The organism is Winogradskyella sp. (genome assembly GCF_965656915.1).
GTDB lineage: Bacteria > Bacteroidota > Bacteroidia > Flavobacteriales > Flavobacteriaceae > Winogradskyella.
The window spans coordinates 24,616-47,434 of sequence record NZ_CBFHMI010000005.1 but is presented as its reverse complement, the minus strand read 5'-3'; the positions used below and the strand labels follow the sequence as shown (position 1 = coordinate 47,434).

Annotated in this window: 24 protein-coding genes and 1 pseudogene; 10 read left to right on the top strand and 15 right to left on the bottom strand. The window is 33.6% G+C overall.

The window, feature by feature from the left end:
- The first annotated feature begins 1 nt into the window (after window position 1).
- Complete coding sequence (locus ACTG3Y_RS02990) at window positions 2–784, top strand: class I SAM-dependent methyltransferase (protein WP_439151440.1); 783 nt, start codon at window positions 2–4, stop codon at window positions 782–784.
- Here the strand turns inward: ACTG3Y_RS02990 and ACTG3Y_RS02985 are convergent, their stop codons facing one another.
- From ACTG3Y_RS02985 to ACTG3Y_RS02975, 3 genes are read right to left on the bottom strand one after another with little or no spacing between them, the layout of a single operon-like run.
- The gene (locus ACTG3Y_RS02985; RefSeq protein ID WP_439151439.1) at window positions 785–1,765 is read right to left on the bottom strand and encodes an FAD:protein FMN transferase; all 981 of its coding nucleotides are present in this window, start codon (window positions 1,763–1,765) and stop codon (window positions 785–787) included.
- A gap of 1 nt (window position 1,766) precedes the next feature.
- Window positions 1,767–2,144 (bottom strand): Na(+)-translocating NADH-quinone reductase subunit F, encoded by a 378-nt coding sequence (locus ACTG3Y_RS02980; protein WP_439151438.1) that lies wholly within the window; start codon window positions 2,142–2,144, stop codon window positions 1,767–1,769.
- 20 nt (window positions 2,145–2,164) lie between these two features.
- Complete coding sequence (locus tag ACTG3Y_RS02975; protein ID WP_439151437.1) at window positions 2,165–3,031, bottom strand: DUF4846 domain-containing protein; 867 nt, start codon at window positions 3,029–3,031, stop codon at window positions 2,165–2,167.
- A gap of 357 nt (window positions 3,032–3,388) precedes the next feature.
- Between ACTG3Y_RS02975 and ACTG3Y_RS02970 the strand changes: the two genes are divergently transcribed.
- Genes ACTG3Y_RS02970 through ACTG3Y_RS02960 form a run of 3 tightly spaced genes read left to right on the top strand, consistent with a single transcriptional unit; the run spans window position 3,389 to window position 4,469 of the window.
- On the top strand, window positions 3,389–3,571 hold the full coding sequence (locus tag ACTG3Y_RS02970) for a hypothetical protein (protein ID WP_439151436.1): 183 nt from the start codon (window positions 3,389–3,391) through the stop codon (window positions 3,569–3,571).
- A gap of 13 nt (window positions 3,572–3,584) precedes the next feature.
- Complete coding sequence (locus ACTG3Y_RS02965) at window positions 3,585–3,968, top strand: cupin domain-containing protein (protein ID WP_439151435.1); 384 nt, start codon at window positions 3,585–3,587, stop codon at window positions 3,966–3,968.
- A gap of 54 nt (window positions 3,969–4,022) precedes the next feature.
- Entirely contained in the window at window positions 4,023–4,469 is a 447-nt protein-coding gene (locus ACTG3Y_RS02960; protein ID WP_439151434.1) for a Na(+)-translocating NADH-quinone reductase subunit F, read from the top strand.
- An 89-nt stretch (window positions 4,470–4,558) separates the two neighbouring features.
- Here ACTG3Y_RS02960 and nqrF read toward each other — a convergent pair whose 3' ends face one another.
- The 6 genes from nqrF to ACTG3Y_RS02930 form a co-directional block, all read right to left on the bottom strand.
- On the bottom strand, window positions 4,559–5,869 hold the full coding sequence (gene nqrF, locus ACTG3Y_RS02955; RefSeq protein ID WP_439151487.1) for an NADH:ubiquinone reductase (Na(+)-transporting) subunit F: 1,311 nt from the start codon (window positions 5,867–5,869) through the stop codon (window positions 4,559–4,561).
- A gap of 12 nt (window positions 5,870–5,881) precedes the next feature.
- A complete protein-coding gene (nqrE, locus tag ACTG3Y_RS02950) occupies window positions 5,882–6,619 on the bottom strand; it encodes an NADH:ubiquinone reductase (Na(+)-transporting) subunit E (RefSeq protein WP_439151433.1) in 738 nt (245 codons plus the stop codon).
- Window positions 6,620–6,694: 75 nt separating this feature from the next.
- Window positions 6,695–7,339, bottom strand: coding sequence for an NADH:ubiquinone reductase (Na(+)-transporting) subunit D (locus tag ACTG3Y_RS02945; RefSeq protein ID WP_185788214.1), 645 nt, complete (start codon window positions 7,337–7,339; stop codon window positions 6,695–6,697).
- Between the two features lie 5 nt (window positions 7,340–7,344).
- Window positions 7,345–8,139 carry a Na(+)-translocating NADH-quinone reductase subunit C gene (locus ACTG3Y_RS02940; protein ID WP_439151432.1) on the bottom strand — a complete coding sequence of 265 codons (795 nt, stop codon included), beginning with the start codon at window positions 8,137–8,139 and terminating at the stop codon, window positions 7,345–7,347.
- 2 nt (window positions 8,140–8,141) lie between these two features.
- Window positions 8,142–9,368: an NADH:ubiquinone reductase (Na(+)-transporting) subunit B gene (locus ACTG3Y_RS02935; protein WP_439151431.1), complete on the bottom strand. Its 1,227-nt coding sequence runs from the start codon at window positions 9,366–9,368 to the stop codon at window positions 8,142–8,144.
- On the bottom strand, window positions 9,368–10,720 hold the full coding sequence (locus ACTG3Y_RS02930) for a Na(+)-translocating NADH-quinone reductase subunit A (protein ID WP_439151430.1): 1,353 nt from the start codon (window positions 10,718–10,720) through the stop codon (window positions 9,368–9,370). Before ACTG3Y_RS02930 ends, ACTG3Y_RS02935 begins: the two co-directional genes overlap by 1 nt.
- 162 nt (window positions 10,721–10,882) lie before the next feature.
- Between ACTG3Y_RS02930 and ACTG3Y_RS02925 the strand changes: the two genes are divergently transcribed.
- Entirely contained in the window at window positions 10,883–12,133 is a 1,251-nt protein-coding gene (locus tag ACTG3Y_RS02925; RefSeq protein ID WP_439151429.1) for a DUF5103 domain-containing protein, read from the top strand.
- 137 nt (window positions 12,134–12,270) lie between these two features.
- A complete protein-coding gene (gene apaG, locus ACTG3Y_RS02920) occupies window positions 12,271–12,657 on the top strand; it encodes a Co2+/Mg2+ efflux protein ApaG (protein WP_439151428.1) in 387 nt (128 codons plus the stop codon).
- On the opposite strand, the gene ACTG3Y_RS02915 is transcribed toward apaG, so the two are convergent.
- Window positions 12,654–12,902, bottom strand: a complete 249-nt coding sequence (locus ACTG3Y_RS02915; RefSeq protein ID WP_439151427.1) for a DUF6695 family protein — start codon at window positions 12,900–12,902, stop codon at window positions 12,654–12,656. The two genes, apaG and ACTG3Y_RS02915, sit on opposite strands and share 4 nt — an antisense overlap.
- Window positions 12,903–13,051: 149 nt before the next feature.
- Window positions 13,052–13,659: pseudogene (locus tag ACTG3Y_RS02910) on the bottom strand (hypothetical protein).
- A 139-nt stretch (window positions 13,660–13,798) separates the two neighbouring features.
- Here ACTG3Y_RS02910 and pruA point away from each other — a divergent pair.
- Complete coding sequence (gene pruA / locus ACTG3Y_RS02905; RefSeq protein ID WP_439151426.1) at window positions 13,799–15,424, top strand: L-glutamate gamma-semialdehyde dehydrogenase; 1,626 nt, start codon at window positions 13,799–13,801, stop codon at window positions 15,422–15,424.
- A gap of 146 nt (window positions 15,425–15,570) precedes the next feature.
- Window positions 15,571–17,259: a T9SS type A sorting domain-containing protein gene (locus ACTG3Y_RS02900; RefSeq protein ID WP_439151425.1), complete on the top strand. Its 1,689-nt coding sequence runs from the start codon at window positions 15,571–15,573 to the stop codon at window positions 17,257–17,259.
- A gap of 43 nt (window positions 17,260–17,302) precedes the next feature.
- Here the strand turns inward: ACTG3Y_RS02900 and rsmG are convergent, their stop codons facing one another.
- Entirely contained in the window at window positions 17,303–17,929 is a 627-nt protein-coding gene (rsmG, locus tag ACTG3Y_RS02895; protein ID WP_439151424.1) for a 16S rRNA (guanine(527)-N(7))-methyltransferase RsmG, read from the bottom strand.
- Between the two features lie 143 nt (window positions 17,930–18,072).
- Here rsmG and ACTG3Y_RS02890 point away from each other — a divergent pair, with 143 nt between their 5' ends.
- Window positions 18,073–19,173 (top strand): fatty acid desaturase family protein, encoded by a 1,101-nt coding sequence (locus ACTG3Y_RS02890; RefSeq protein WP_439151423.1) that lies wholly within the window; start codon window positions 18,073–18,075, stop codon window positions 19,171–19,173.
- 18 nt (window positions 19,174–19,191) lie between these two features.
- Window positions 19,192–20,376 carry a pyridoxal phosphate-dependent aminotransferase gene (locus tag ACTG3Y_RS02885; protein WP_439151422.1) on the top strand — a complete coding sequence of 395 codons (1,185 nt, stop codon included), beginning with the start codon at window positions 19,192–19,194 and terminating at the stop codon, window positions 20,374–20,376.
- A 123-nt stretch (window positions 20,377–20,499) separates the two neighbouring features.
- Here ACTG3Y_RS02885 and ACTG3Y_RS02880 read toward each other — a convergent pair whose 3' ends face one another.
- The 3 genes from ACTG3Y_RS02880 to ACTG3Y_RS02870 form a co-directional block, all read right to left on the bottom strand.
- Window positions 20,500–20,784, bottom strand: coding sequence for a hypothetical protein (locus ACTG3Y_RS02880; RefSeq protein ID WP_439151421.1), 285 nt, complete (start codon window positions 20,782–20,784; stop codon window positions 20,500–20,502).
- A gap of 116 nt (window positions 20,785–20,900) precedes the next feature.
- Complete coding sequence (locus ACTG3Y_RS02875) at window positions 20,901–21,149, bottom strand: hypothetical protein (RefSeq protein ID WP_439151420.1); 249 nt, start codon at window positions 21,147–21,149, stop codon at window positions 20,901–20,903.
- Window positions 21,150–21,313: 164 nt separating this feature from the next.
- The gene (locus tag ACTG3Y_RS02870; RefSeq protein ID WP_439151419.1) at window positions 21,314–22,807 is read right to left on the bottom strand and encodes a TrkH family potassium uptake protein; all 1,494 of its coding nucleotides are present in this window, start codon (window positions 22,805–22,807) and stop codon (window positions 21,314–21,316) included.
- Window positions 22,808–22,819 lie beyond the last annotated feature (12 nt).

Genomic DNA, 22,819 nt, shown 5'->3' with positions numbered 1-22,819 from the left:
AATGAAATCATTGTTTAAATTTTTTCTAAACATAATTCCCAGACCATTTTTAATTAGGTTTAGTTATTTACTTCGCCCATTTTTAAAACTAGTATTAAAAGGAAACACCTATACTGATCCTATTGATGGTAATAGTTTTAGGTCTTTTTTACCTTATGGCTATGGCAACCAACGACCAAATATATTATCTCCATCTACCCTTTCACTAGAGCGTCACAGATTACTTTGGTTGTACTTAAAAAATGAAACCGATTTTTTTTCTAATGAATCTGAGAAGAATCAAAAAAAGAAAGTTCTGCATTTTGCACCAGAACAATGCTTTTTAAATCGTTTTAAAAAACTAGATCATATAGATTATACAACTACAGATTTAGAGTCTCCAATTGCAGATGTAAAAGCTGATATCTGTGATCTTCCGTTTTCTAATGATACTTATGATATAGTTCTATGTAATCATGTATTAGAGCACATACCAAATGACACCAAAGCCATGAAAGAGTTGTATAGAGTCATGAAACCTGGTGGTTATGGTATTCTTCAAATTCCTCAGGACTTAAACAGAGAAGTAACCTTTGAAGATGATTCAATTACTGATAAAGCAGAGCGCGCAAAAATATTTGGTCAATATGATCATGTTAGAGTTTATGGTAGAGATTACTTTGACAAACTTCGTTCAATAGGATTTAGAGTTGAAGAAGTTGATTATACCAGTAAACTTCCCGATGAGTCTATCAATAAATATCGATTAGCCAAAGGTGAAATTATACCTGTGGTTTATAAATAGTTACTCAGGAAAGCCATTTAACAACAAGGTTTGTAATGCATTATCTTCATCTTCATAAATAAAATATGCTTTCAATTCTTGGTGTGATTTTAAAAATTCTGTAACCTTCTCAATTCCCATAGCCTGAAATGCCGTAGCATAACCATCTGCAGTCATACAATCTGGTGCAATTACAGATACGCTTAAATTATTAGTTTTAGTAGGGTAGCCTGTTTTAGTATTAATAATGTGAGCATAACGATTACCGTTTTCATCAATCTTAAACTTTCTATAGGTACCAGATGTTGCCATAGCTTCATCTTTTAATACCAAAACTTTCGAATAGGATTGGGTACCATCAAAATTAGGATCGTCAATACCTACAGTCCACCCTTTGTTACTTTCTAAATTTATACCAGATACTCTTAAGTCTCCTCCAATATCTACAAGATAATTTGTTACACCTTTAGATTCTAAAAACTCTGCTATAGCGTCAATTCCATAGCCTTTTGCAATAGCATTGAATTCTAAATAAGTTTCGTCTGGCTTTTTAATCAAATTAGATTTTAAACCTACTCTATTAAAACCAACGAATTGCATTAAACTATCTATTGTTGTGCTATCAGTAAGAAATTTATTTTGTTCCGCTCCAAAATTCCAGGCATTAACTACATTGCCAATCGTAGGATCGAACGCACCTTCTGTATATCTATAAATTAGTTTTGAGGCTTTATACACTTTTTGAAAATGGGTATCTACTTCTGACATTTCATTTCTATTTAATCGTGAAATATCAGAACTAGGAATGTATGTAGAAAGTGATTGATTAACGACATTAAATAAGCTGTCTATTTCTTTTTGGTAGTTAGTATTTTCTTCAGAATAGTATTGAATATTAAAACCTGTACCAAAAACAGGACCTGTTAATTTAACATTTACAGATACATCTTCACTACAAGCATATAACACAACAACTAATAGTAATCCTAGTAATTTCTTCATATTAATTAAGATTCATTTCAATAACTTGAATACCGTTATATTCAATAAGATACTCTTCGTTTAAGTAAATAGGTAAGTCTTCTCCATTAGGATTACCTAAACCAACACCAGCATATAATACTTTAGCATCTTTTTCATAGGCGTGCTTTTTAAATGTCTCCATCCAAACAACATCATAATTATTCGGATTCTCAGGCAAAATTACGGCTCTTACAACTACAAAAAAATATTGATTCTTCTTGTCTATACAGACAAACTGAGGATGCCTTTTTAACTTGCTATTAATGGCAATAAACTCAAATCCTCTTGTTTCTAAGTCCTTGCCAACATGGTTCATGGCTAAATTATGAATTTCTTGTGGTGACAGTGGTTTACTCATAATGCAAAGATACAAACTTGCTACTTAAACCTCACAAATTTAGCGCTACTAAACGTGTAATTTGAAACTGGAATTACTGCATTATTCTTTAAATGATACCACGGAGAAATTGAAGCATCTTTAAGATTCTTAACTAAGTGAACACTCTGCGCTGGAGTATTTCCCTGAATTAATAAAAATATCTTATCGCCATTCTTATTAATGGCTTCATCAGAAATCATTACTATATGTCCTGGTGAACCACCTTTTATGAGCATATCGCCAATATTTAAATCCTTTGCTTTAACAGATTCTAGTTCATTATATAATGATAGTGTTCCGGAATACATGTAGATTAAATTCAAATAGTTATAAAAGTTTGCTTTTGAATGGTTTTCACTAGCTGTTTTGTGAAATGAGACTTTATTTCCATTTATCCTTGGTCTGTGTCCTTTTGCATATCCATTCCATGAACAATAATGACCAGAAGTAAAATTAAAACCTATCTCGTCTTTCCTATTGTTATCCCATAGATATTCGCTTCTAATTCTAATCAGTGCATCTGCGCATTGTTGTAATCCATTTTTAGGAACAGGAATTTGCAAAATACCAATATGTCCACCTTGCCAAAAATATTTAGAACCATCATAATTAACGATTTTACTTCCAAATGGCTTTAATTTATAATTTCTAAGATATTCTTCAAAACTTCCTGTATCACAGCTTACACGTCTATATCCTTTAGGAATATTAACTCTTCCGTTTATTGTTAAACTATCTTTATTTACTAAACTTGTTGATTCTATTGCAGCCGCAATTGTTTTGACCGAATTGTGTTGAGGAAAAAGTATAAGCCCAACAATTATAACAATCACACTAAGTAGGACTATAATAACTAATCGCTTCATAGATTCTTAACGAAATAAAATTAGATTTTGTTATATCGCCCATAAAATTATGTAACTTTAAAGTCAATGCTTTTGTGACATTTTTATAGAACTGTTACACAACGTATTATTAGCTCCAAATTCCTACATTGACCAACTATGTGTTATGATCATTAAACAAAAGTCAATTCTATAGTTTAATATTAATTTAAAACACCTAACACAATGTCATTACAACCTAACCAATGGACTAAATCAGAATTAAAAACTTACATACTTCTCTTTTGTGCTAATATTGATGATAATGAAACCAAATAAGAACTAGACTTTATTCAATCACTCACTTCAGCTGATGATTTTAATAAAATGTATAAAGAAATGTTAACAAGATCTGAGCAAGAGAGTTTAGATAAGATTGATGAAAACATACAGTATCACGAGTTTACAGATATGGAATTAATAGAATTTAGAAATGATATACGTAAGATCTTCACATCCGATCATAAAATCCATAGAAAAGAAGGTACACTAGACAGGATTTTAGACAATATACTTTATTAGAAATTCAAGACTTTTGAAAAAGCATCACTTTGTTTTACGTTTATTTTGGTCTTTTCTATTAATTATTGGTGTCAGTTGTGAGGAACCTAAAACTTTACCTGATCCATTAGAGGCAGGTTGGAAAGGCCAGCCTGTATGTGAAGTATTAAAAAACAATGATGAGCTAAGAGTATTAAAATGTGTCTTTAATCCTGGCGTTGGCCACGAAAAACACTACCACAACCCGCATTTTGGTTATACATTACGCGGAGGAAAATTTAGAATAACAGATATTAAAGGTACTCGCGAAGTAGATATACCAGATGGTTATAGTTTTAGTAAAGATTCAATCACTAGTCACGAAGTATTAAATATTGGCCAAACTATTGCAGAGTTTTTAATTATAGAATACAAGTAGTGTTTTTAATTTTGCTCTTGTTTTTGTATCTTTTTCTTGAAAAAGAAAATATTTATGAAAACTACTTCACGTTTTGACAGTGCCATACACAAGCTTTATAAAGCATTTCATAATAATACCTTGAACCCAGAAAATTGTACACAATGTGCGGTTGGAAATATTTTAGATAATAAAGATAGTTGGGGACATATGACCGACATCCACGGTTCGGTTAAATTAAACTACGTTGGATTAGTCCATCAGAACTTAGGACGCAAATTCAACGGTTATAGACCGTTAGAACTTCTTAAGATTGAAGCTTCGTTTTTAAAAGGTTGTGGCTACCGATTAGGAAGAAACTTCTGTCATAAACCAGATAATTTAAAAGATAGTGATATTTTGTTTAATGGTTTATGTGAAGTAGTTTCTACATTATGTCAGTTAGATGGCATAAACAATATTATGGATTGTAGCGCATTGTTTAAATATCAAAATCACGTACAAAAAGAGCTCAGTGTATAAAACAAAAAACCAGTACAATTGTACTGGTTTTTTTTATCTAAGTTTCTGAAGATAAATTCAGAATTACTTTTCATAATTTCGATTACTGTCTATCCTCCGAAATCATCGAATCTAATGTGTTCATCTGGGATTCCGAAATCTTCACCCATTTTTTGAACGGCCTGGTTCATTAATGGTGGGCCACAGAAGTATAATTCTATATCTTCTGGTGCGTCATGATGATTTAAATAATTATCTATTACACAATTATGAATAAATCCTACAAAACCATCTCCTTCTTCGTCATTTATATCTTTTTTCACCTTCCAATTGTCCTCTTCTAATGGCTCAGAAAGTGCCATGTAGAATTTAAAGTTAGGAAAGTCCTTTTCTAAATTTCTAAAATGTTCTATATAGAATAACTCTCGCTTAGATCGTCCACCATACCAATAGGTTACTTTACGACCTGTCTTAATTGTTCTGAATAAGTGATATAAATGTGAACGCATTGGTGCCATTCCTGCACCACCTCCTACGTAAAGCATTTCACTATCTGATTCATTGATAAAAAATTCACCGTAAGGACCAGAAATAATAACTTTATCCCCTGGTTTTTGAGCGAAAATATATGACGATGCAATACCAGGATTAACATTCATCCATTGATTTTTAGCTCTATCCCATGGTGGAGTTGCAATACGAACATTAAGCATAATTTCACGTCCTTCAGCTGGGTAAGAAGCCATAGAATAAGCTCTCTCAACAGTTTCTGTGTTCTTCATTACTAATGGCCAAAGACCAAACTTATCCCATTCTGCCTGAAATTTATCAGGTGTATCATGTTCTTCTGGATGAGCCGTAATATCAATATCAGAATATTTTATTTCGCATGGTGGAATTTCAATTTGAATATACCCACCTGCTTTGTAATTCATATCTTCTGGAATCTCTACTACAAACTCTTTAATAAAAGAAGCTACATTATAATTACGTACAACAGTTGCTTCCCATTTTTTAATACCAAATACCTCTTCTGGTATGGTGATTTCCATATCCTGCTTTACTTTCACCTGGCAAGCCAAGCGCGCACCTTCCTTTAATTCTTTTCTAGAGAAGTGTGGTGTCTCAGTTGGTAGTGCTTCGCCACCACCTTCAAGAACATGGCATTCGCATTGAATACAAGTTCCACCTCCACCACAAGCAGATGGTAAAAATACCTTGTTACTACCTAAGGTATTTAATAACGTGCTACCAGAAGCTACTTCAATTTCACGCTCACCATTAATCAGGATCTTTACAGGTCCTGAAGGTGAAAGTTTTTGCTTCACAAATAATAATAGTGCAACCAACAATAAAGTTACCAATAAAAAGGCAGCCACTGTTGCTATTATAGTTCCGACTGTATTTGCGGCTAATATCATCATACTCATCAATTACTTGTTTGTATTTTCAGCTAATTCTAAGTCAGACTTACTTTTAGCCTCTTCTTTATTAATATCTTCTTCAATTACTTCTATAACAGCTGTTTTATCTTCAGATGCAGCTTCATCATCACCACCTGTTAGCATACCACCAAAGCTCATAAAGCCAATTGCCATTAATCCTGTAATGATAAATGTAATTCCTAACCCTCGTAAAGGAGCTGGCACATTACTATATCTAATTTTTTCTCTAATAGCCGCAATCGCTAAAATGGCTAAGAACCATCCTATACCTGATGCAACTCCATAATTTAGTGCTAATCCTAATGTGGCAATTTCTCGAGACTGCATAAACAAAGATCCACCTAAAATAGCACAGTTTACCGCAATTAATGGTAAAAATATACCAAGTGAGTTGTATAACGATGGTGAGAACTTCTCAACAACAATCTCAACTAATTGTACCATTGTAGCAATGGTTGCAATAAACATAATGAAAGATAGGAAGCTTAAATCGTAGCTCGCATATTCTTCACCTAACCAAGATAAAGCACCTGGTTGCAGTATATACTGATCCAATAACCAGTTTAGTGGTACCGTTATAGCTAGTACAAATATTACTGCTGCACCAAGACCTACTGCTGTTGAAACTTTCTTTGACACTGCCAGGTAAGAGCACATTCCTAAGAAAGTTGCAAATACCATGTTATCAATAAAAATCGATTTAAAAAATAATTCTATGTGTTCCATATTCTATTAGTTTTCAATCTCAGTCTCAATTTCCAGTTTATCACTTTTTTACTTTGACTGTTGACTGTATACTGATTAGTCTTCTATTAATGCTTTATTTCTACTACGTTGTACCCAAATAATGATACCAACCACAATTAATGCCATTGGAGATAATAACATAAAGCCATTATTTTCATAACCTATAGAATACAATCCTGTTTTTTCAATTGGATCTCCTAATACAGGAATACCCAATAACGTGCCTGACCCTAAGAGCTCTCTAAAGAATCCAACGATGATTAAGATTACGGCATATCCTAATGCATTACCAATACCGTCTAAAAACGATCGCCAAGGACCGTTACCTAAAGCAAAAGCTTCAAAACGTCCCATAATGATACAGTTAGTAATGATTAAACCAACAAATACTGATAGTGTTTTACTCAATTCATAAGCAAAAGCTTTAAGTACTAAATCTACAATAATTACAAGCGTTGCCACAACAATTAATTGAGCAATAATTCTAATTTTTGAAGGTATAATATTACGCATCAATGAGATAACAACATTACCAACACCCATTACAAATAATACTGAAATTGACATTACAATAGATGCTTCTAATTCAGCAGTAATTGCCAGCGCAGAACAAATACCAAGTACTTGAATCGTAATAGGATTATTATCCGCTAATGGGTCTGTAATTAACTTAGTGTCTTTTTTAGAAAGAAGTCCCATAGTGTTTATTTAGTTTTTAAATTATCAAAATAAGGTTTATACAACCTTAAATCATTTTTTATCATTGCAGAAACACCATCACCTGTAATTGTTGCACCTGCAATAGCATCTACCTCATTGTCTGTTTTATCATTATTTTTAGGATCCGCATTTCCTTTAGCAACAGTAATTCCTTTAAATCTACCACTTTCAGTCAGTAAATGTTCTCCATAAAAATCGTCCATAAAGTAACGTTGCTTGATGTTGGCACCTAAACCAGGTGTCTCGCCTTTATGGTCAAAATAAGCTCCTCTAACAATCATATTCTCATCCATTGCTACATAACCCCAAATTGCATCCCATAAGCCTTTACCATAAATTGGAGCTACATAAACCGTTTTTCCTTCGGTATTCTTACCAACAAATAATGGTAGTTTACGTTCTCCTCCAGCTTTAGCACTTGCTTGTTGTTTCTTAACATCTATTAAGTAAGGTTCCTGCTTTGTTTCTTCAAAGTACTCGTCTCGTGTTTGTCTTTTCAACACTTTGCCGTTAGCTTCAATAGTGATTACAATTTGATCTTCTATATTCTGTGAAAAAGCTTCTGGAGCTTTATCTGTAGAGATAAAAACAGCACTAGTCTCATCATTATCATTTATGCCCATAGCATATAAGATATTTTGCTGTTTTTCTAATCTTTGATTTTCGCTAATTCTTGGTTTTAAAGACGATGCTAAATAAGCCAATAATGATCCTACAACTAACACCATTCCTATGGCAAAAATTACAGTATAAGAGTTTTTATCTGTTCTGTTTTCCATGGTTACGCTGCTTTTACTTTAACACGTTTCATTCTACGTTTTACATTACCTTGTACCACATAGTGATCAATAGTAGGTGCAAAAACATTCATTAATAATATCGCTAAGAATACTCCTTCTGGATATGCAGGATTAAAGACTCTAATCATAATTGAAATAAATCCTATCAAGAATCCGTAAATCCATTTCCCTTTATTGGTCTGTGCCGCAGAAACAGGATCTGTAGCCATATATACTGCACCAAACAAAATACTTCCTATAATTAAGTGTTGCCAGAATGGTACACTCATTAAGCCATAGAATTTACTGGTTTCACCAATCCAACCAGCATCAACAACACCGTTGAAAATTAATCCCATTACTAAGGCACCAATTAATGTACTCAGCATTATTCTCCAACTACCAACCTTAGTAAATATTAAGAATAATGCACCAATAATAATTAAGAATTTTGAGGTCTCACCGACCGATCCTGGAATTAATCCCCAAAACATATCCCAATAGTCAATACCTGCTAATGAGTTATTCTGTGCGTATGCTCCTAATAAGGTTTCACCAGAAATAGCATCTACATTTTGACCAGCTGCAATCATCTGATCACGTTCTACTGCTCCATGAACCCAAACTTTATCACCAGACATCCATGTTGGATATGCAAAGAATAAAAATGCACGAATAGTAAGTGCAGGGTTAAGAATATTCATTCCGGTTCCGCCAAAAACTTCTTTACCAATAATAACTCCGAAAATTACAGCAACTGCTAGCATCCACAATGGAATATCAACAGGTACAATTAAAGGCACCAGCATACCAGTTACTAAGTAACCTTCTTCTACTTCATGTCCTTTTATTATTGCAAATACAAATTCTACGGCAAGACCAACACCATAAGACACAGCAACTAATGGTAATATAGTCCAAGCTCCTATGATAAGGTTGTCTAAGGTCCAGAATGAAGATCCTAAAAATCCACTAGCAGCTTCTATTTCACCAAGTGCTAAGTAATGCTGATATCCTGCGTTAAACATACCGAATACTAAACATGGCACAAGTGCTATGATTACGGTATTCATTGTTCGCTTTAAATCGTCCGCTGCCTTTATATGAGTTCCATTATGAGTTGTCTCATTTGGCATATATAAAAACGTAAAAAGGGCATTAAAACCAGGAAGCCACTTTTTGTCTTTATTTTTCTCTTTAAAATTATGTAAACTTTGTTTTAAACCCATTATCCTATCTCTTTAAGCATTAAGTCTAATCCTTCTCTTATTATTTTTTGATGTGGTTGTTTAGATACGCATACAAATTCTGTTAATGCAAAATCTTCAGGCGCCACCTCATACATTCCTAAAGCCTCCATTTCATCTAAATCCTGGTACATGCAGGCTTTAAGTATTTGTAGTGGATATATGTCTAAAGGAAATACCTCTTCGTAATTACCTGTTACAACAAATGCACGATGCTCACCATTTGTATTAGTATCTAAATCATATTTCTTTTTCGGAGTTAACCATGAAAATGTTAATGCTCTTGATGTTGACACTTTGTCAAATACAGGTTTGTTCCATCCAAAGAATTCATAGTCATCACCTTCTGGTATTACGGTTATTACATTGCTGTAATAATCTAAATTTCCATCTGGCGCTATTTGCCTACCAGACAATACATTGCCTGATATAATACGGTCATTGCCGTCTTTCTCAACACCATTATCATATATCATTGTTGCGACTTCTGCACCAATTTTAGTTCTAAAATATCTCGGCTTTTTCACAGAAGATCCTGCAAACGCAATAATACGTTCTGCATTAAATTTCCCTGTTAATAGTAGGTCACCAATTATTACTAAATCTTGAGCATTTACAGTCCAAACCGTTTCTCCTTTATTTACAGGATTCACTTTATTAATTAAAGTTCCGACATTACCTGATGGATGAGGACCTGAAACTGCATAAGTGGTGATACCATTTAAATTAGCTAAAGGCGAATTTGAGCCTTTACCAACTGATACATGCACACCACCATCGGTTAATTTAGATAATGCTGTAACAGCAGCTTGTAATTCTGCTTCTTTACCTGCTAGGGTATAGTCTAAGTCTGCTGCTAAAGGTGCACTAGCATAACCAGAGATAAAAATAGCTTTAGGGCTATTATTTGGATTTGCAATGACATCATACGGTCTTTGTTTTATAAAGACCCAGCACCCTGATTCTAACAAATGGGTTTTAATTTTTTCTACATCAGCAGATAAATCAAATTTTCCATGATCTACAAAAGATTGCTCCTTATCTGCAGTAATTTTTATGGCGTCGATTCGACGTCTTGGTCCACGTTGTACTTCAGTTACCTCACCAGAAACTGGAGAAACAAATTTCATTGCTTCATTATCCTTATTGTAAAATAATGTTTCACCCGCTTTAACGCGCGTTCCTTCTTTTGCAATAAGTTTTGGTATAATACTGTGGAAATCTTCAGGTCTAATAGAATAGAAATTGCTAATAATAGCATTTTCTGTAGTTTTCTCGGCTGCACCGACCAACTTTATGTCTAAACCCTTTTTAATTCTGATGTCTTTTGACATATGTCTTAAAGATTAGTTATCTAAAAATCCGTGCAAATTTACGAATTAATGCTTAAAAAAAATTCATATTAAAACATCTTTTTTATTTATACCCATTATAAATAACTTAAATGGACAAAGGCACAGAATTTGATTATCTTTATACAATACTTATTTTATACAATGAAAAACCACATAGTTCTACTTTTACTTTTCTTATCAAGTTCTTGGCTTATAACCGGACAAGTAAAAGAAGTTTCACCTCCAGATTTTATTAAAACCATAAAATTTAAAAGTAATACTACACAAGGACAGCTTCCTATCCTTAGGTTAGGTGAGCCATTAATTCTAGAGTTTGATGCCTTAAATGCCAATGAGGAGGACTTCTACTACGTTATTGAGCACTTTAATTATGATTGGACTCCTTCTGTTTTAGCAAAAGCTGAATACTTAAGAGGATTAGACAATCAGAGAATTTTAGAATACTACAATTCATTTAATACCTATCAGGTTTATTCGCATTACAAATTGCAATTACCTAATCTGCAAACCAGAGCACTTCTTAAGACAGGGAATTACATGATTTCTATTTATGATGATTATGACGAACTGATGTTTACACGAAAATTTATGGTATATGAAGATCTAGTAAACGTTGGCGTACAGGTTAAGCGATCCAGAGACGTTAAAGTAATTGCAGAGAAACAATCAGTAGATTTAGTGATTAACTCTAACAGCATCAATTTTAATAATCCACTCCAAACCATTAAAACAATTATTATTCAAAATAATAATTTAAACACTGCTATTTCAGATTTGAAACCACAATACACTCTTGGAAACGAACTCATATATAGATACGATACGGAATCTGCGTTTTGGGGAGGCAATGAATATCTATTTTTTGAAAATAAAGATGTAAGAGCTGCAAATATTGGTGTTCAATATATAGACCTGAAAGATATTTATCACAATTACCTGTTTGCGAATCGATCTCGGAAAAATAATCCATACACTTACAATCCAGATATTAACGGAAATTTTCAAATCACAGCTATTGATCGTTCTAATGTTGATATTGAAGCTGATTACACCATGATCCATTTCTCACTATTACATCCAGAAATAATTGATAAGGATATCCATGTTTATGGCAATTTTAATGCTTTCGCAATAGAACCTCTAACAAAAATGGAGTTCAATACCGAGAGTGGTATGTACGAAGTTATGATGCGACTAAAGCAAGGATTTTTTAACTATAAATACGTTACGGTTGATAAAGAAACTGGCAAGTTAGACGAAGGAGCCATAAGTGGAAACTTCTGGCAGACAGAAAACAACTATAAGGTATTAGTTTACTATAGAGATTTAGGAGCCAGATATGATAGACTTATTGGTTACGGAGAGGCAACTTCTGTAGATATATCTAATTAAAAAGTACTATTTTAACATCTATTAAGAGCTTTAAACCACTGATATTAAACGTTTGTTAAATATAATGGTCACTTCATCGATTTTTAAGTGTTTCATTAAAAAAATATCTTATTTTAGCATAGATTTTAAAAATCTTTATGGTACAACAAGTTACAAGCGGGATTAAAATTTCAGTAGAAACTAATTTTGAAGGCACTTTTTATAAGAATTATAAAGTGCACTTTGCTTTTGGTTATAAAGTAACAATCGAAAACCAAAGTAAAGATTCTGTTCAGTTAAATTCTAGACACTGGAAAATATTAGACGCCTTAAATAATGAAGAAATTATTGAAGGTGAAGGTGTTATAGGTAAAAAACCTGTTCTCAAGCCAGGTGAAAAACATACTTACAATTCAGGTTGCCTTTTAACGTCTCCATTTGGCGCAATGAAAGGTCATTACAACATGGTGAATTTCACTAAAGCCAGCAAATTCAAGGTTTATATACCTTCTTTTAAATTAAGCGCTCCGTTCGCACTTAATTAATCTTTAAAGTGTTCTAAAAATTCAAATCGGAATTGTGTAGAATTTTGATCTATATGATAGAAACTACAGTTTGAATACTGAATAAATTTATACTCTAATTCTATTTGAAATCCTTTTGATTTAAGCTTATAAATTCCATCTGCATCTACATTTCCATAAGGAGAAATACGTCTAAATCGATATTCAACAGAACTATTTAAGTCATGGATTTCAAACCACGCACCTGCTGCTACACCACCCAGCATTGTGCATGGTCGGATTTAATGTCATTGTGCTTTGGTTCTATGGTACCGATTAAACTTGGATTATAACCCTTTAATCTATCTAAAAATAATCGTCTGTTTTCCCTACTAACTGTAGATTGAAATTCTTGTATATCACCTATTTCGGAAACTCAATAAATATGGTTTTCAGTATCGGCTATCACCACATTTCCAATCGTACTAGGAGTAAACCACTTCGATTTCCTTAATCTCTTTTTTATTTTCTCATCAGCAACCGAAGCAATTAAGGCATCTGTAACAAAACGTTCACAATTACAAGCATCTTTTATAAACGCAGCATACCTAATAAAGTCTTTGTTCTGCATTTTAGTAATATGAGTTCTAGCTAAATTATAGTCTACAGCGTTACACACAGAAGCATATAGATTACCATCTCCATGCGTAAGTTTTGGATGTGTTGCTAAAAACACTAGAATGTCATTCAAATTAGAAATGACATCATTCTCTATAATTGCCTTAATAGGAAAATTAAGTTCAAAATCGGTTTGTCTTCCTCTTACTCTTCGATTTGGGGAAGGAGTTATATATCGTCCAAAATCATGGTATTCTAAAACACCTGACTCTTATCAATTAACACCAATGCAGCGTGCCCTGCTCTTACATGCTGTTTACTTCCAACAGATACATATTTTAATAAAGGAGAGTACCATTCCTCAGCATGTGACACTATTGTTTCAGGATAAGCCAGTGTTAATATAATTGCATCTTTTTTTATCATTATGGGGAAAAAATATTTAGAGGCAACTTACAAAAAATATATTTCTGTAGGGCAATTTCTCGCCTGTAACCGCTTAGTATTCTACTTTAAAAATTGTACCTTTGCACTTTAAAATTTAAACGAAAAAATAAAACATATTATGGGAAAAGGATTCTTTAATGTACCAGTCGCTGTTAACGAACCTGTAAAATCGTATGCACCAGGTTCTCCTGAGCGCAAATCGGTTCAAGAAGCTTATAAAGCCATGTTTAATAGTAAGGTTGAAGTCCCTTTATATATTAACGGTAAAGATGTAGAAACTGGAAATACCAGAACCATGTCTCCTCCGCACGACCATAAACATATTGTTGGTGAATATCATTTAGCTGAAAAAAAACATGTAGATGAAGCTATTGCAACAGCTCTTGCAGCTCGCAAGTCATGGTCTCAAATGCCATGGGAACAACGTGCAGGTATATTCTTAAAAGCAGCTGAATTAATTGCAGGACCTTACAGAGCAAAAATCAATGCTGCAACCATGATTGCACAATCTAAAACAATTCATCAGGCAGAAATTGATGCGGCGTGTGAACTCATAGATTTCTTAAGGTTCAATGTACAGTTTATGACTGATATTTACATGGAACAACCAGAGAGCACTAGTGATGCATGGAACCGTGTTGAATATAGACCACTAGAAGGTTTCACATATGCGGTAACACCATTTAATTTTACTGCGATTGCAGGAAATCTGCCAGCTTGTATGGCTTTAATGGGTAATGTTGTTGTTTGGAAACCAAGTGATAGTCAAGTCTATTCGGCAAAAGTAATCATGGATGTGTTTAAAGAAGCAGGTGTACCAGAAGGTGTCATAAATGTTGTTTTTGGTGATCCGGTTATGATTACAAATACAGTATTAGCCAGTCCCGATTTTTCTGGTCTGCACTTCACAGGTTCTACTTTTATCTTCAAAGAATTATGGAAGCAAATCGGAGAAAACATTCATAACTATAAAACATATCCAAGAATTGTAGGAGAAACCGGAGGTAAAGACTTTATTGTTGCTCATAAATCTGCCAATGCGAAGCAAGTCGCAACTGCAATTGCTAGAGGAGCGTTTGAATTCCAAGGACAAAAATGTAGTGCAGCATCAAGAGCATACATTCCTACCAACCTATGGCCTGATGTTAAAAAACATCTTTTAGAAGACCTTAAATCTTTTAAAATGGGATCTCCGGAGGATATGAGCAATTTTATAACCGCAGTTATTCATGAAGGGTCATTTGACAAATTAGCCAAATATATTGATGGAGCTAAAGCAGATAGTGATGCTGAAATAATTGCTGGCGGTGGTTATGATAAATCAAAGGGCTATTTTATAGAACCAACAGTAATAGTAACGACTAATCCTAAGTACACCACCATGTGTACGGAGTTATTTGGACCAGTAATCACTATTTATGTTTATGATGAAGCTGATTATTCTGCGACATTAAAATTAGTTGACGAAACTAGCGAATATGCTTTAACAGGTGCGATACTATCAACGGATCGTTATGCTGTTGAAGAAGCTACAAAAGCATTACAAAATTCAGCAGGTAACTTCTATATTAATGATAAACCTACTGGAGCTGTAGTTGGTCAACAACCATTTGGTGGTGCTAGAGCTTCTGGTACTAACGATAAAGCAGGTAGCGCGCAAAATTTACTAAGATGGGTGTCACCAAGACTTATAAAAGAAACATTTGTAACTCCAACAGATTACAGATACCCTTTCTTAGGATAAGACATTTAAAACACTGATTGACAAACCCTTGAAAACACATGTTTTCAAGGGTTTTTTTTATTTATTTCAAAATCTAAACTTAAAAATGCTTAATTCAATCTATAAACTTTGTATCTTTCTACAGCTATTGTCAAACTAAAATTTTTATGAAAAAACAATACTTTTTAATTTTATTATTTTGTCCTATACTGATATTTGCTCAAACAGCATTTACCGCTAGTATAGCACCAGACTTAGCTCCATATGGAGAAGCAACCAATTATCCTGGCGAAGGAGAATATGAGATATTTTTAAGCGCTGACAACATATTGGATAAGCCAATAATTGTCGTTGATGGCTTTGACCCTGGAGATACCAGAGACATAGCTGGCTTATATAGTCTTTTAGATTTTAATGGTTCACAAGGGCCACAAAATTTAGCAGACCTTGTTAGAGATGAAGGTTTTGATGTTGTGGTATTAAACTTCCCAACGTATACCAGAGCAGCAGATGGTGCCATCATCGATGGAGGAGCAGATTTTATGGAACGTAATGCTCTGCTATTAGTAGAGTTAATAAACATTATCAATACGGCAAAGGCAAGTAATAGTCCCGAACAAAATGTTATTATAGGCCCGAGTATGGGAGGTATAATATCGCGTTATGCTCTTAATTATATGGAAGCTAATAGCCTCGATTCTGACACGAGATTGTATATTTCTTTTGACTCACCTCATCATGGTGCAAATGTTCCGATTGGGCTACAACACCAATTGAACTATTTGGCATTTAATGGAACAAATCCTGTTGCAGAAGTACAACCAATCATTAATGGTTTACTGAAATCAGCTGCTGCAAGGCAATTATTAACCGACCATTTGGAAGCGCATTTGTCTGGTGCAGATTTAGTGACTTTTGACCCAGCACTAACCTTACCTCAAGCACACCCTTTTAGAGGCATATTTGAAACTAATATAAATGCTTTAACACCTTTGGGTTTTCCAGAAACTGTGCGCAATGTTGCTATTATTAATGGTAGCGGAGAAAATAACCCATATTTTGCCGTTGGCAATACTGGACCCACTGTTACAAATGGTTACTCCGTGATTAATACCACACTGAGTGTTCCCGTAGGAATATTTACGGCTAACGTTTTTATTGATGTTAATTTTACACCAGCTGCAGGTTTAACGAATTTAGCTAGTAGTATCTCAATTCAGGTATTTGGTGTTGAAGTTGATGGCTCTATGGCAGAAAGTGAAGCTTTTTTATATTCTGATGGCATAGATGCCGCACCTGGCGGGTTATTCGATTTAGCTGGTGTAACAGGAGATGTTGGAGGAGGTGGCGGACTTGCTGGCGATTTCGTTAATGCCCTCAATATTGATAAGTTTAATTTTATCCCTTCGGTAAGTGCATTAGCATTAGAAATAACTGATGATGAAATTGATTGGCATCACAATATTGATATTGCTGGTCGTGCAACAACAAATAATACGCCTTTTGTAAACACCTATATACCAACTGATAGCGAACCTCATGTGCAACTAACTGAAGGCAATGTAGCCTTTGCACTTAATGAAATTTTAAATCCGCCTTTAAGTGTTTCCAATAGTGATTTGTATTCTTTTCAATTAGAAAAAAATCCAATAAACAACGAATTAGTTTTACTCTCAGACCAGACCCAAAAAGCGAATATTAGTATCGTTGACCTTACTGGAAAAGTTGTGTTCAACACATCAATGACTTTAAGTGGTAGAACATCAATTCCATTAGAACTAGCTTCAGGCTTTTACATTTTAAATGTTTCAAGCAAGAATAAAGCAACCTTTACAACAAAATTTCTAGCTAATTAATCAAACAGCAAATAAAAAAAGCCTTTCAGCTGAAAGGCTTTTTTTATTTGTGCTTTAATGGTAGGTGTATCACTTTCTTTGTATCGAAAAATTCTTCATCAAAATAGTCTGATAGTAAATAAGCTTTCACCGTAGAATATTGTTTTAACTCTTCGGTTAAGTCACCTCCTTTTAAATAAAGAATACCATTTTTTAAATCGTTTCTTTGCTTTTTTGCAATCTTACCCTTCACCCATTTTGTGAATTCTGGCATAGCAGTTACTGCTCTACTTACTATAAAATCATAGGTTTCGTATATGGCTTCTACCCTACTGTGCGTTGTTTTAATGTTATCTAATCCTATAGCTTCTGCAACAGCATTAATTACTTTTAGTTTCTTATTGATACTATCTACTAAATGAAAGTTACAATTGGGAAATAATATAGCTAAAGGAACACCAGGAAAGCCACCACCAGTGCCAACATCTAATATGTTAGACCCATCACTAAACTCTATTACTTTTGCTATACCCAGAGAGTGAAGCACATGTCTTAAATAAAGCTCGTCTATATCTTTGCGCGACACCACATTTATTTTGGCATTCCAGTCTTTATAAAGACTTTCTAAAGCCTTAAATTGATTAATTTGAGCATCAGATAAGTCAGGAAAATACTTAAGGATAAGTTCCATTTTATATATTTTTGGCAAAAATACACTTTTTAATGTGTATAAATTAACATTAACTGTCAATGGACTATTTTAATTATTAATTATATTTGAGCTCAATTATAAGGTATTTTAATACTTTACGTTATAATCATAAATTAGATTACATGGCACAACAAACATTATCCTTCTCAAGAACTGACTCAGCAAAGTTTTTTAGAACATTAAACAAAAGGGTTAACAATTATTTTAAAGAAAACAATATTAAACGCACTGGTAATTGGCAACTTTGGCTAAAAACCATTGTTATGTTTACATTATTCTTAACTCCATACTTTTTATTATTAACCTTAGATATTCCAACATGGGCACAATTACTTCTCACCATTGTAATGGGCATTGGTATGGCAGGTGTTGGGATGAATGTTATGCATGATGGGAATCATGGTTCGTTCTCCAACAAAGAATGGGTCAACAGACTTATGGGAAGTAGCATTTATATTTTAGCAGGGAATGTGTATAACTGGAAAGTACAACATAATGTATTACACCACACCTATACCAACATTCATGGTCATGATGAAGATCTTGAAGCTGGTAGAATCTTACGTTTTTCTCAACATGCTGAGTGGCATAAGCATCATAAATTTCAGCACTACTATTCTATACTATTATATGGATTATTGACCATTAACTGGGCAATTACTACAGATTTTCAGCAAATGCGTCGCTACATGAAACGTAAGTTGTCTTATGGAAAATTACCTAACCCAGTAGTGAATTGGAGTAAGTTAGTCATCTCTAAACTTATATATATCGCCATGTGGATAGTACTACCGATAGTACTTACAGATATTGCATGGTACAAAATCCTTATTGGTTTTTTTATTATGCATTATGTTGCTGGTTTAATCTTAAGTGTTGTTTTTCAGCTGGCACATGTTATGGATGAAGCAGAAATGCCGATGCCAGAAAAAGATGGTACTATGAAAAACACTTGGGCTATTCATCAGTTAAAAACTACAGTAAATTTCGGCGCAAAGAATTGGTTAGTGAATTGGTATACAGGTGGTTTAAACCATCAAGTAGAACATCATATTTTTCCTCATATTAGTCACATTCATTACGGAAAAATAGCAAAGATTGTAAAAGATACCGCTAAGGAATTTAATTTACCATATAAAGAATACGAAACTACGAGAAAAGCAATTGTGGCACATTTCAAATTTTTAAAAGAAATGGGAATGCGCCCTTCAATGCAAGCATAATTCTATTATTACATTAACATGAACCAACTTTCAGATAGAGTTAATAATCTATCGACATCAGCAACCCTTGCCATGGCTGCAAAAGCCAGAGAACTGCGTGCAGAGGGTAAAGATATTATTGGATTAAGCTTGGGAGAACCAGACTTTAATACTCCAGATTTTATTAAAGAATCAGCTATTAAAGCTGTAAATGACAATTACAACAGTTATACACCTGTTGATGGTTATGTTGATCTAAAAAATGCTATAATCGCAAAGTTTAAAAGAGATAATGGTTTAGATTACACCCTACCTCAAATTGTAGTTTCTACTGGTGCAAAACAGGCACTTTATAACATTGCATCTGTAATGCTTAACAAGGGAGACGAAGTTATATTACCTTGTCCTTATTGGGTAAGCTATAGTGATATTGTAAAGCTGAACGAGGGAGTACCTGTTGAAGTAAAAACAGATATTGATAACGATTTTAAAATGACAGCGGCTCAATTAGAAGCTGCCATTACTCCAAAAACTAAAATGATTTGGTACAGTTCGCCATGTAATCCTAGCGGATCTGTGTATAATAAAGCAGAACTTAGAGCTTTGGCAGATGTATTAAAGAAATATCCTAATATTTATGTAGTATCAGATGAGATCTATGAGCATATAAATTTTGTTGGTGGTCATCATAGCATGGCTCAGTTTGAAGACATGTACGATAGAACTATTACTGTAAATGGTGTATCAAAGGCATTTGCCATGACAGGTTGGAGAATAGGCTATATTGGAGCTGCAGATTGGATTGCCAGAGCCTGTAATAAAATGCAAGGACAAGTAACCAGTGGTGCTAACTGTATAGCACAACGCGCTGTAATAACTGCACTTGAAGCATCACCTGATAAAATTTCTTATATGGTTGATGAGTTTAAAGAACGTAGAAAACTCATCTTAGACCTATTAAATGATGTTGAAGGCTTTAAAACCAACGAACCAGAAGGTGCGTTTTATGTTTTCCCAAATGTGTCTGCCTATTTCGGAAAAACCATTAAAGGAAAAACCATAAACAATGCTTCAGACATGTCTTTATTTCTCTTAGAAGAAGCCTTAGTAGCAACTGTTACAGGTGAAGCATTTGGAAACCCTAAATGTATAAGAATATCTTATGCAGCATCACAAGAAAATATTAAAGAGGCAATTAAACGTATTAAACTGGCGTTATGCTAGTATAAATTCATCAATCGCCTTTTTTTACAAAAAAGCTATAACATCTTTTAGATATTATAGCTTTTTTAAATTTGACACAATTTAGATTTCAAATTATAGTTTTAGATTTTATTCTGACCTAAATCACAACCATAGAAATTCACGTAACACTTCTGCAGAATAGGCAAATAGAATAATAACTCCTAAAAACAGAATAACAGTAACTACAATAACCTTTATCATTCGTAACTGCTGTTCTTCTTTTAAACGCTTAGCAATATCCTTGAGTTGCTTTGCAGAAGCTTTTGGTAGGTTATATTCTGTTTTACTTCCTTTTCCATAACCGCCCAAAGTTCTTTTAAACTTCTCACGCTTAGATCGCATTATGTTATTATTCTTTATCGTTATGTTCATTGCTTGAATTGCCATAAATACAAAGTTTATAAGTTAAAACAAGAGTTAAAAGACCACATCTCTTTGAGTGACAAAATATAAAAGACACTTAAAAAAGTGCCAGTTAAAAGATCAGATTAAGTAATTTATTCTTAGAATAAAGCTACTAAGGCGATGGCAAATACGGATAGCTTTAAGATAACAGCTGTATGATTTACCATATTTAATTGTGAAGATTTAATACGCTGTCTAATCCCAAAAATTGATTTTGTCGTTGACTTGTTAAAATTGTGCTTCACAACTGATTTGTAATTAGAATTTAATAAGCCTTGAGATGTGAAATGAGACACCTCAGCGGGTTCTGATACAAATTCTAAATTTTGATTAATGACTAATTCCATGATTGATATTTTTTAATTGGTTACATAGATATGACGTTTAATTATTAAAAATGTTACAAGCCGTATCACAACTATAGTCTAAGATTGAAGCATTTACCAATATTAAAGCTAGTAAACATATAGGCTCACATTAAATTATAATATTCAAAAAAAAGTTGAAATATTTATCTGTTTCGCCAGAAAAATGGTGTTAATAATATGAGTACGGTGAACAATTCTAAACGCCCCAGAAGCATTAAAAATGATGCCCACCATTTTCCTAATGCAGGAAGTGCAGCATAATTATTGACTGGTCGGAATTCACCCAGCGCAGGACCAACATTACCTAAACTTGATGCTGCCAAACCAACTGAAGATTCAAAATCAATTTGAAACATAGAAAATACTAATGCACCAACAATAAACGATAACATGTATAAAATGAAGAATCCAAGTATATTGAATACAATATCACCAGAAACAGCCTTGTTATTATATCTTACAGGTAGTATAGCGTTAGGATGTAAAGCACGCTTAAATTCTAAAAAACCGTTTTTAATTAGTATTAATTGACGTACCACTTTTACACCACCTGCTGTACTACCAGCAGAACCTCCTAAAAACATAAGTCCAAAAAAGAATACTGTTAAAAATGGTGTCCACATGGTATAGTCTGCTGTTACAAAACCTGTAGTCGTCACAATAGCAAGTACCTGAAATAAGCCATGTCGTATAGCACTCTCACCTTCTCCTAAAGTCATAGGGTGCACAATAGAAGATTGAGACACGTCCGCTCTAAAATAAATCAGTAAAGCTGCTACTACAGTGAATATTGCGATAAATTTAAAGTACAATTTAAATTCATCATCATTAATTATTTTAGAAACTTTACCCTTAAATAAGAAATAACTTAACACGAAATTTGTACCAGCCAAGAACATAAAAAAGATAATAATGTATTGTATAGCAGGATTATCATTCCAATGGGCCACGCTGGCATTTTTAGTTGAAAATCCACCTGTAGATAATGTACTTAATGCATGGTTAATAGCATCAAAAAATGACATTCCAGCAACTTGCAACAAAATGGTTTCAGCTGCTGTATAACCTACATAAATGAGCCATAATCGGTTTGCTGTATCTGTAATTCTAGGATGTAATTTATCCCCACCAGGTCCAGGCGCTTCAGCTGCAAAAAGCTGCATACCTCCGACTCCTAATAAGGGTAATATAGCAATAGCTAATACAATAATTCCCATACCACCAATCCAATGTGTGGTACTCCTCCAAAACAAAACACCTTTGGGAATTATCTCTATATCATTCAGAATACTAGCACCTGTTGTAGTGTAGCCAGACATAGTTTCAAAAAAGGCATTTGTAAATGACGGAATCGATTCTGTTACCAAATACGGTAACGTACCTGTTAAGGACATTACAATCCAACCAAAGGCTACAACAATATAACCTTCGCGTTTATTCATCTCTTTATGATGGTTCCTCGTACCAATCATTGCAAATGTACCAATGAGTAAAGTCATTAAGCCTGCAAGAAATAATTCTAGTGTGACTCCATCTTTATAAATGAGACTAATCAAAGTAGCCACAAGCATAAAACCACCATTAAATAACAGTAATAATCCAAAAAAATGAAAGATGATTTTATAGTTGAGTTTCATTCTAGACATAAC

Bases quoted from the DNA above. Each gene is read 5' to 3' on its own strand.
- ACTG3Y_RS02990 (WP_439151440.1), top strand. From the start codon at position 2: ATGAAATCATTGTTTAAATTTTTTCTAAACATAATTCCCAGACCATTT.
- ACTG3Y_RS02985 (WP_439151439.1), bottom strand. From the start codon at position 1,765: ATGAAGAAATTACTAGGATTACTATTAGTTGTTGTGTTATATGCTTGT.
- ACTG3Y_RS02980 (WP_439151438.1), bottom strand. From the start codon at position 2,144: ATGAGTAAACCACTGTCACCACAAGAAATTCATAATTTAGCCATGAAC.
- ACTG3Y_RS02975 (WP_439151437.1), bottom strand. From the start codon at position 3,031: ATGAAGCGATTAGTTATTATAGTCCTACTTAGTGTGATTGTTATAATT.
- ACTG3Y_RS02970 (WP_439151436.1), top strand. From the start codon at position 3,389: ATGTTAACAAGATCTGAGCAAGAGAGTTTAGATAAGATTGATGAAAAC.
- ACTG3Y_RS02960 (WP_439151434.1), top strand. From the start codon at position 4,023: ATGAAAACTACTTCACGTTTTGACAGTGCCATACACAAGCTTTATAAA.
- nqrF (WP_439151487.1), bottom strand. From the start codon at position 5,869: ATGATATTAGCCGCAAATACAGTCGGAACTATAATAGCAACAGTGGCT.
- nqrE (WP_439151433.1), bottom strand. From the start codon at position 6,619: ATGGAACACATAGAATTATTTTTTAAATCGATTTTTATTGATAACATG.
- ACTG3Y_RS02945 (WP_185788214.1), bottom strand. From the start codon at position 7,339: ATGGGACTTCTTTCTAAAAAAGACACTAAGTTAATTACAGACCCATTA.
- ACTG3Y_RS02940 (WP_439151432.1), bottom strand. From the start codon at position 8,139: ATGGAAAACAGAACAGATAAAAACTCTTATACTGTAATTTTTGCCATA.
- ACTG3Y_RS02935 (WP_439151431.1), bottom strand. From the start codon at position 9,368: ATGGGTTTAAAACAAAGTTTACATAATTTTAAAGAGAAAAATAAAGAC.
- ACTG3Y_RS02930 (WP_439151430.1), bottom strand. From the start codon at position 10,720: ATGTCAAAAGACATCAGAATTAAAAAGGGTTTAGACATAAAGTTGGTC.
- ACTG3Y_RS02925 (WP_439151429.1), top strand. From the start codon at position 10,883: ATGAAAAACCACATAGTTCTACTTTTACTTTTCTTATCAAGTTCTTGG.
- apaG (WP_439151428.1), top strand. From the start codon at position 12,271: ATGGTACAACAAGTTACAAGCGGGATTAAAATTTCAGTAGAAACTAAT.
- ACTG3Y_RS02915 (WP_439151427.1), bottom strand. From the start codon at position 12,902: ATGCTGGGTGGTGTAGCAGCAGGTGCGTGGTTTGAAATCCATGACTTA.
- pruA (WP_439151426.1), top strand. From the start codon at position 13,799: ATGGGAAAAGGATTCTTTAATGTACCAGTCGCTGTTAACGAACCTGTA.
- ACTG3Y_RS02900 (WP_439151425.1), top strand. From the start codon at position 15,571: ATGAAAAAACAATACTTTTTAATTTTATTATTTTGTCCTATACTGATA.
- rsmG (WP_439151424.1), bottom strand. From the start codon at position 17,929: ATGGAACTTATCCTTAAGTATTTTCCTGACTTATCTGATGCTCAAATT.
- ACTG3Y_RS02890 (WP_439151423.1), top strand. From the start codon at position 18,073: ATGGCACAACAAACATTATCCTTCTCAAGAACTGACTCAGCAAAGTTT.
- ACTG3Y_RS02885 (WP_439151422.1), top strand. From the start codon at position 19,192: ATGAACCAACTTTCAGATAGAGTTAATAATCTATCGACATCAGCAACC.
- ACTG3Y_RS02880 (WP_439151421.1), bottom strand. From the start codon at position 20,784: ATGGCAATTCAAGCAATGAACATAACGATAAAGAATAATAACATAATG.
- ACTG3Y_RS02875 (WP_439151420.1), bottom strand. From the start codon at position 21,149: ATGGAATTAGTCATTAATCAAAATTTAGAATTTGTATCAGAACCCGCT.
- ACTG3Y_RS02870 (WP_439151419.1), bottom strand. From the start codon at position 22,807: ATGAAACTCAACTATAAAATCATCTTTCATTTTTTTGGATTATTACTG.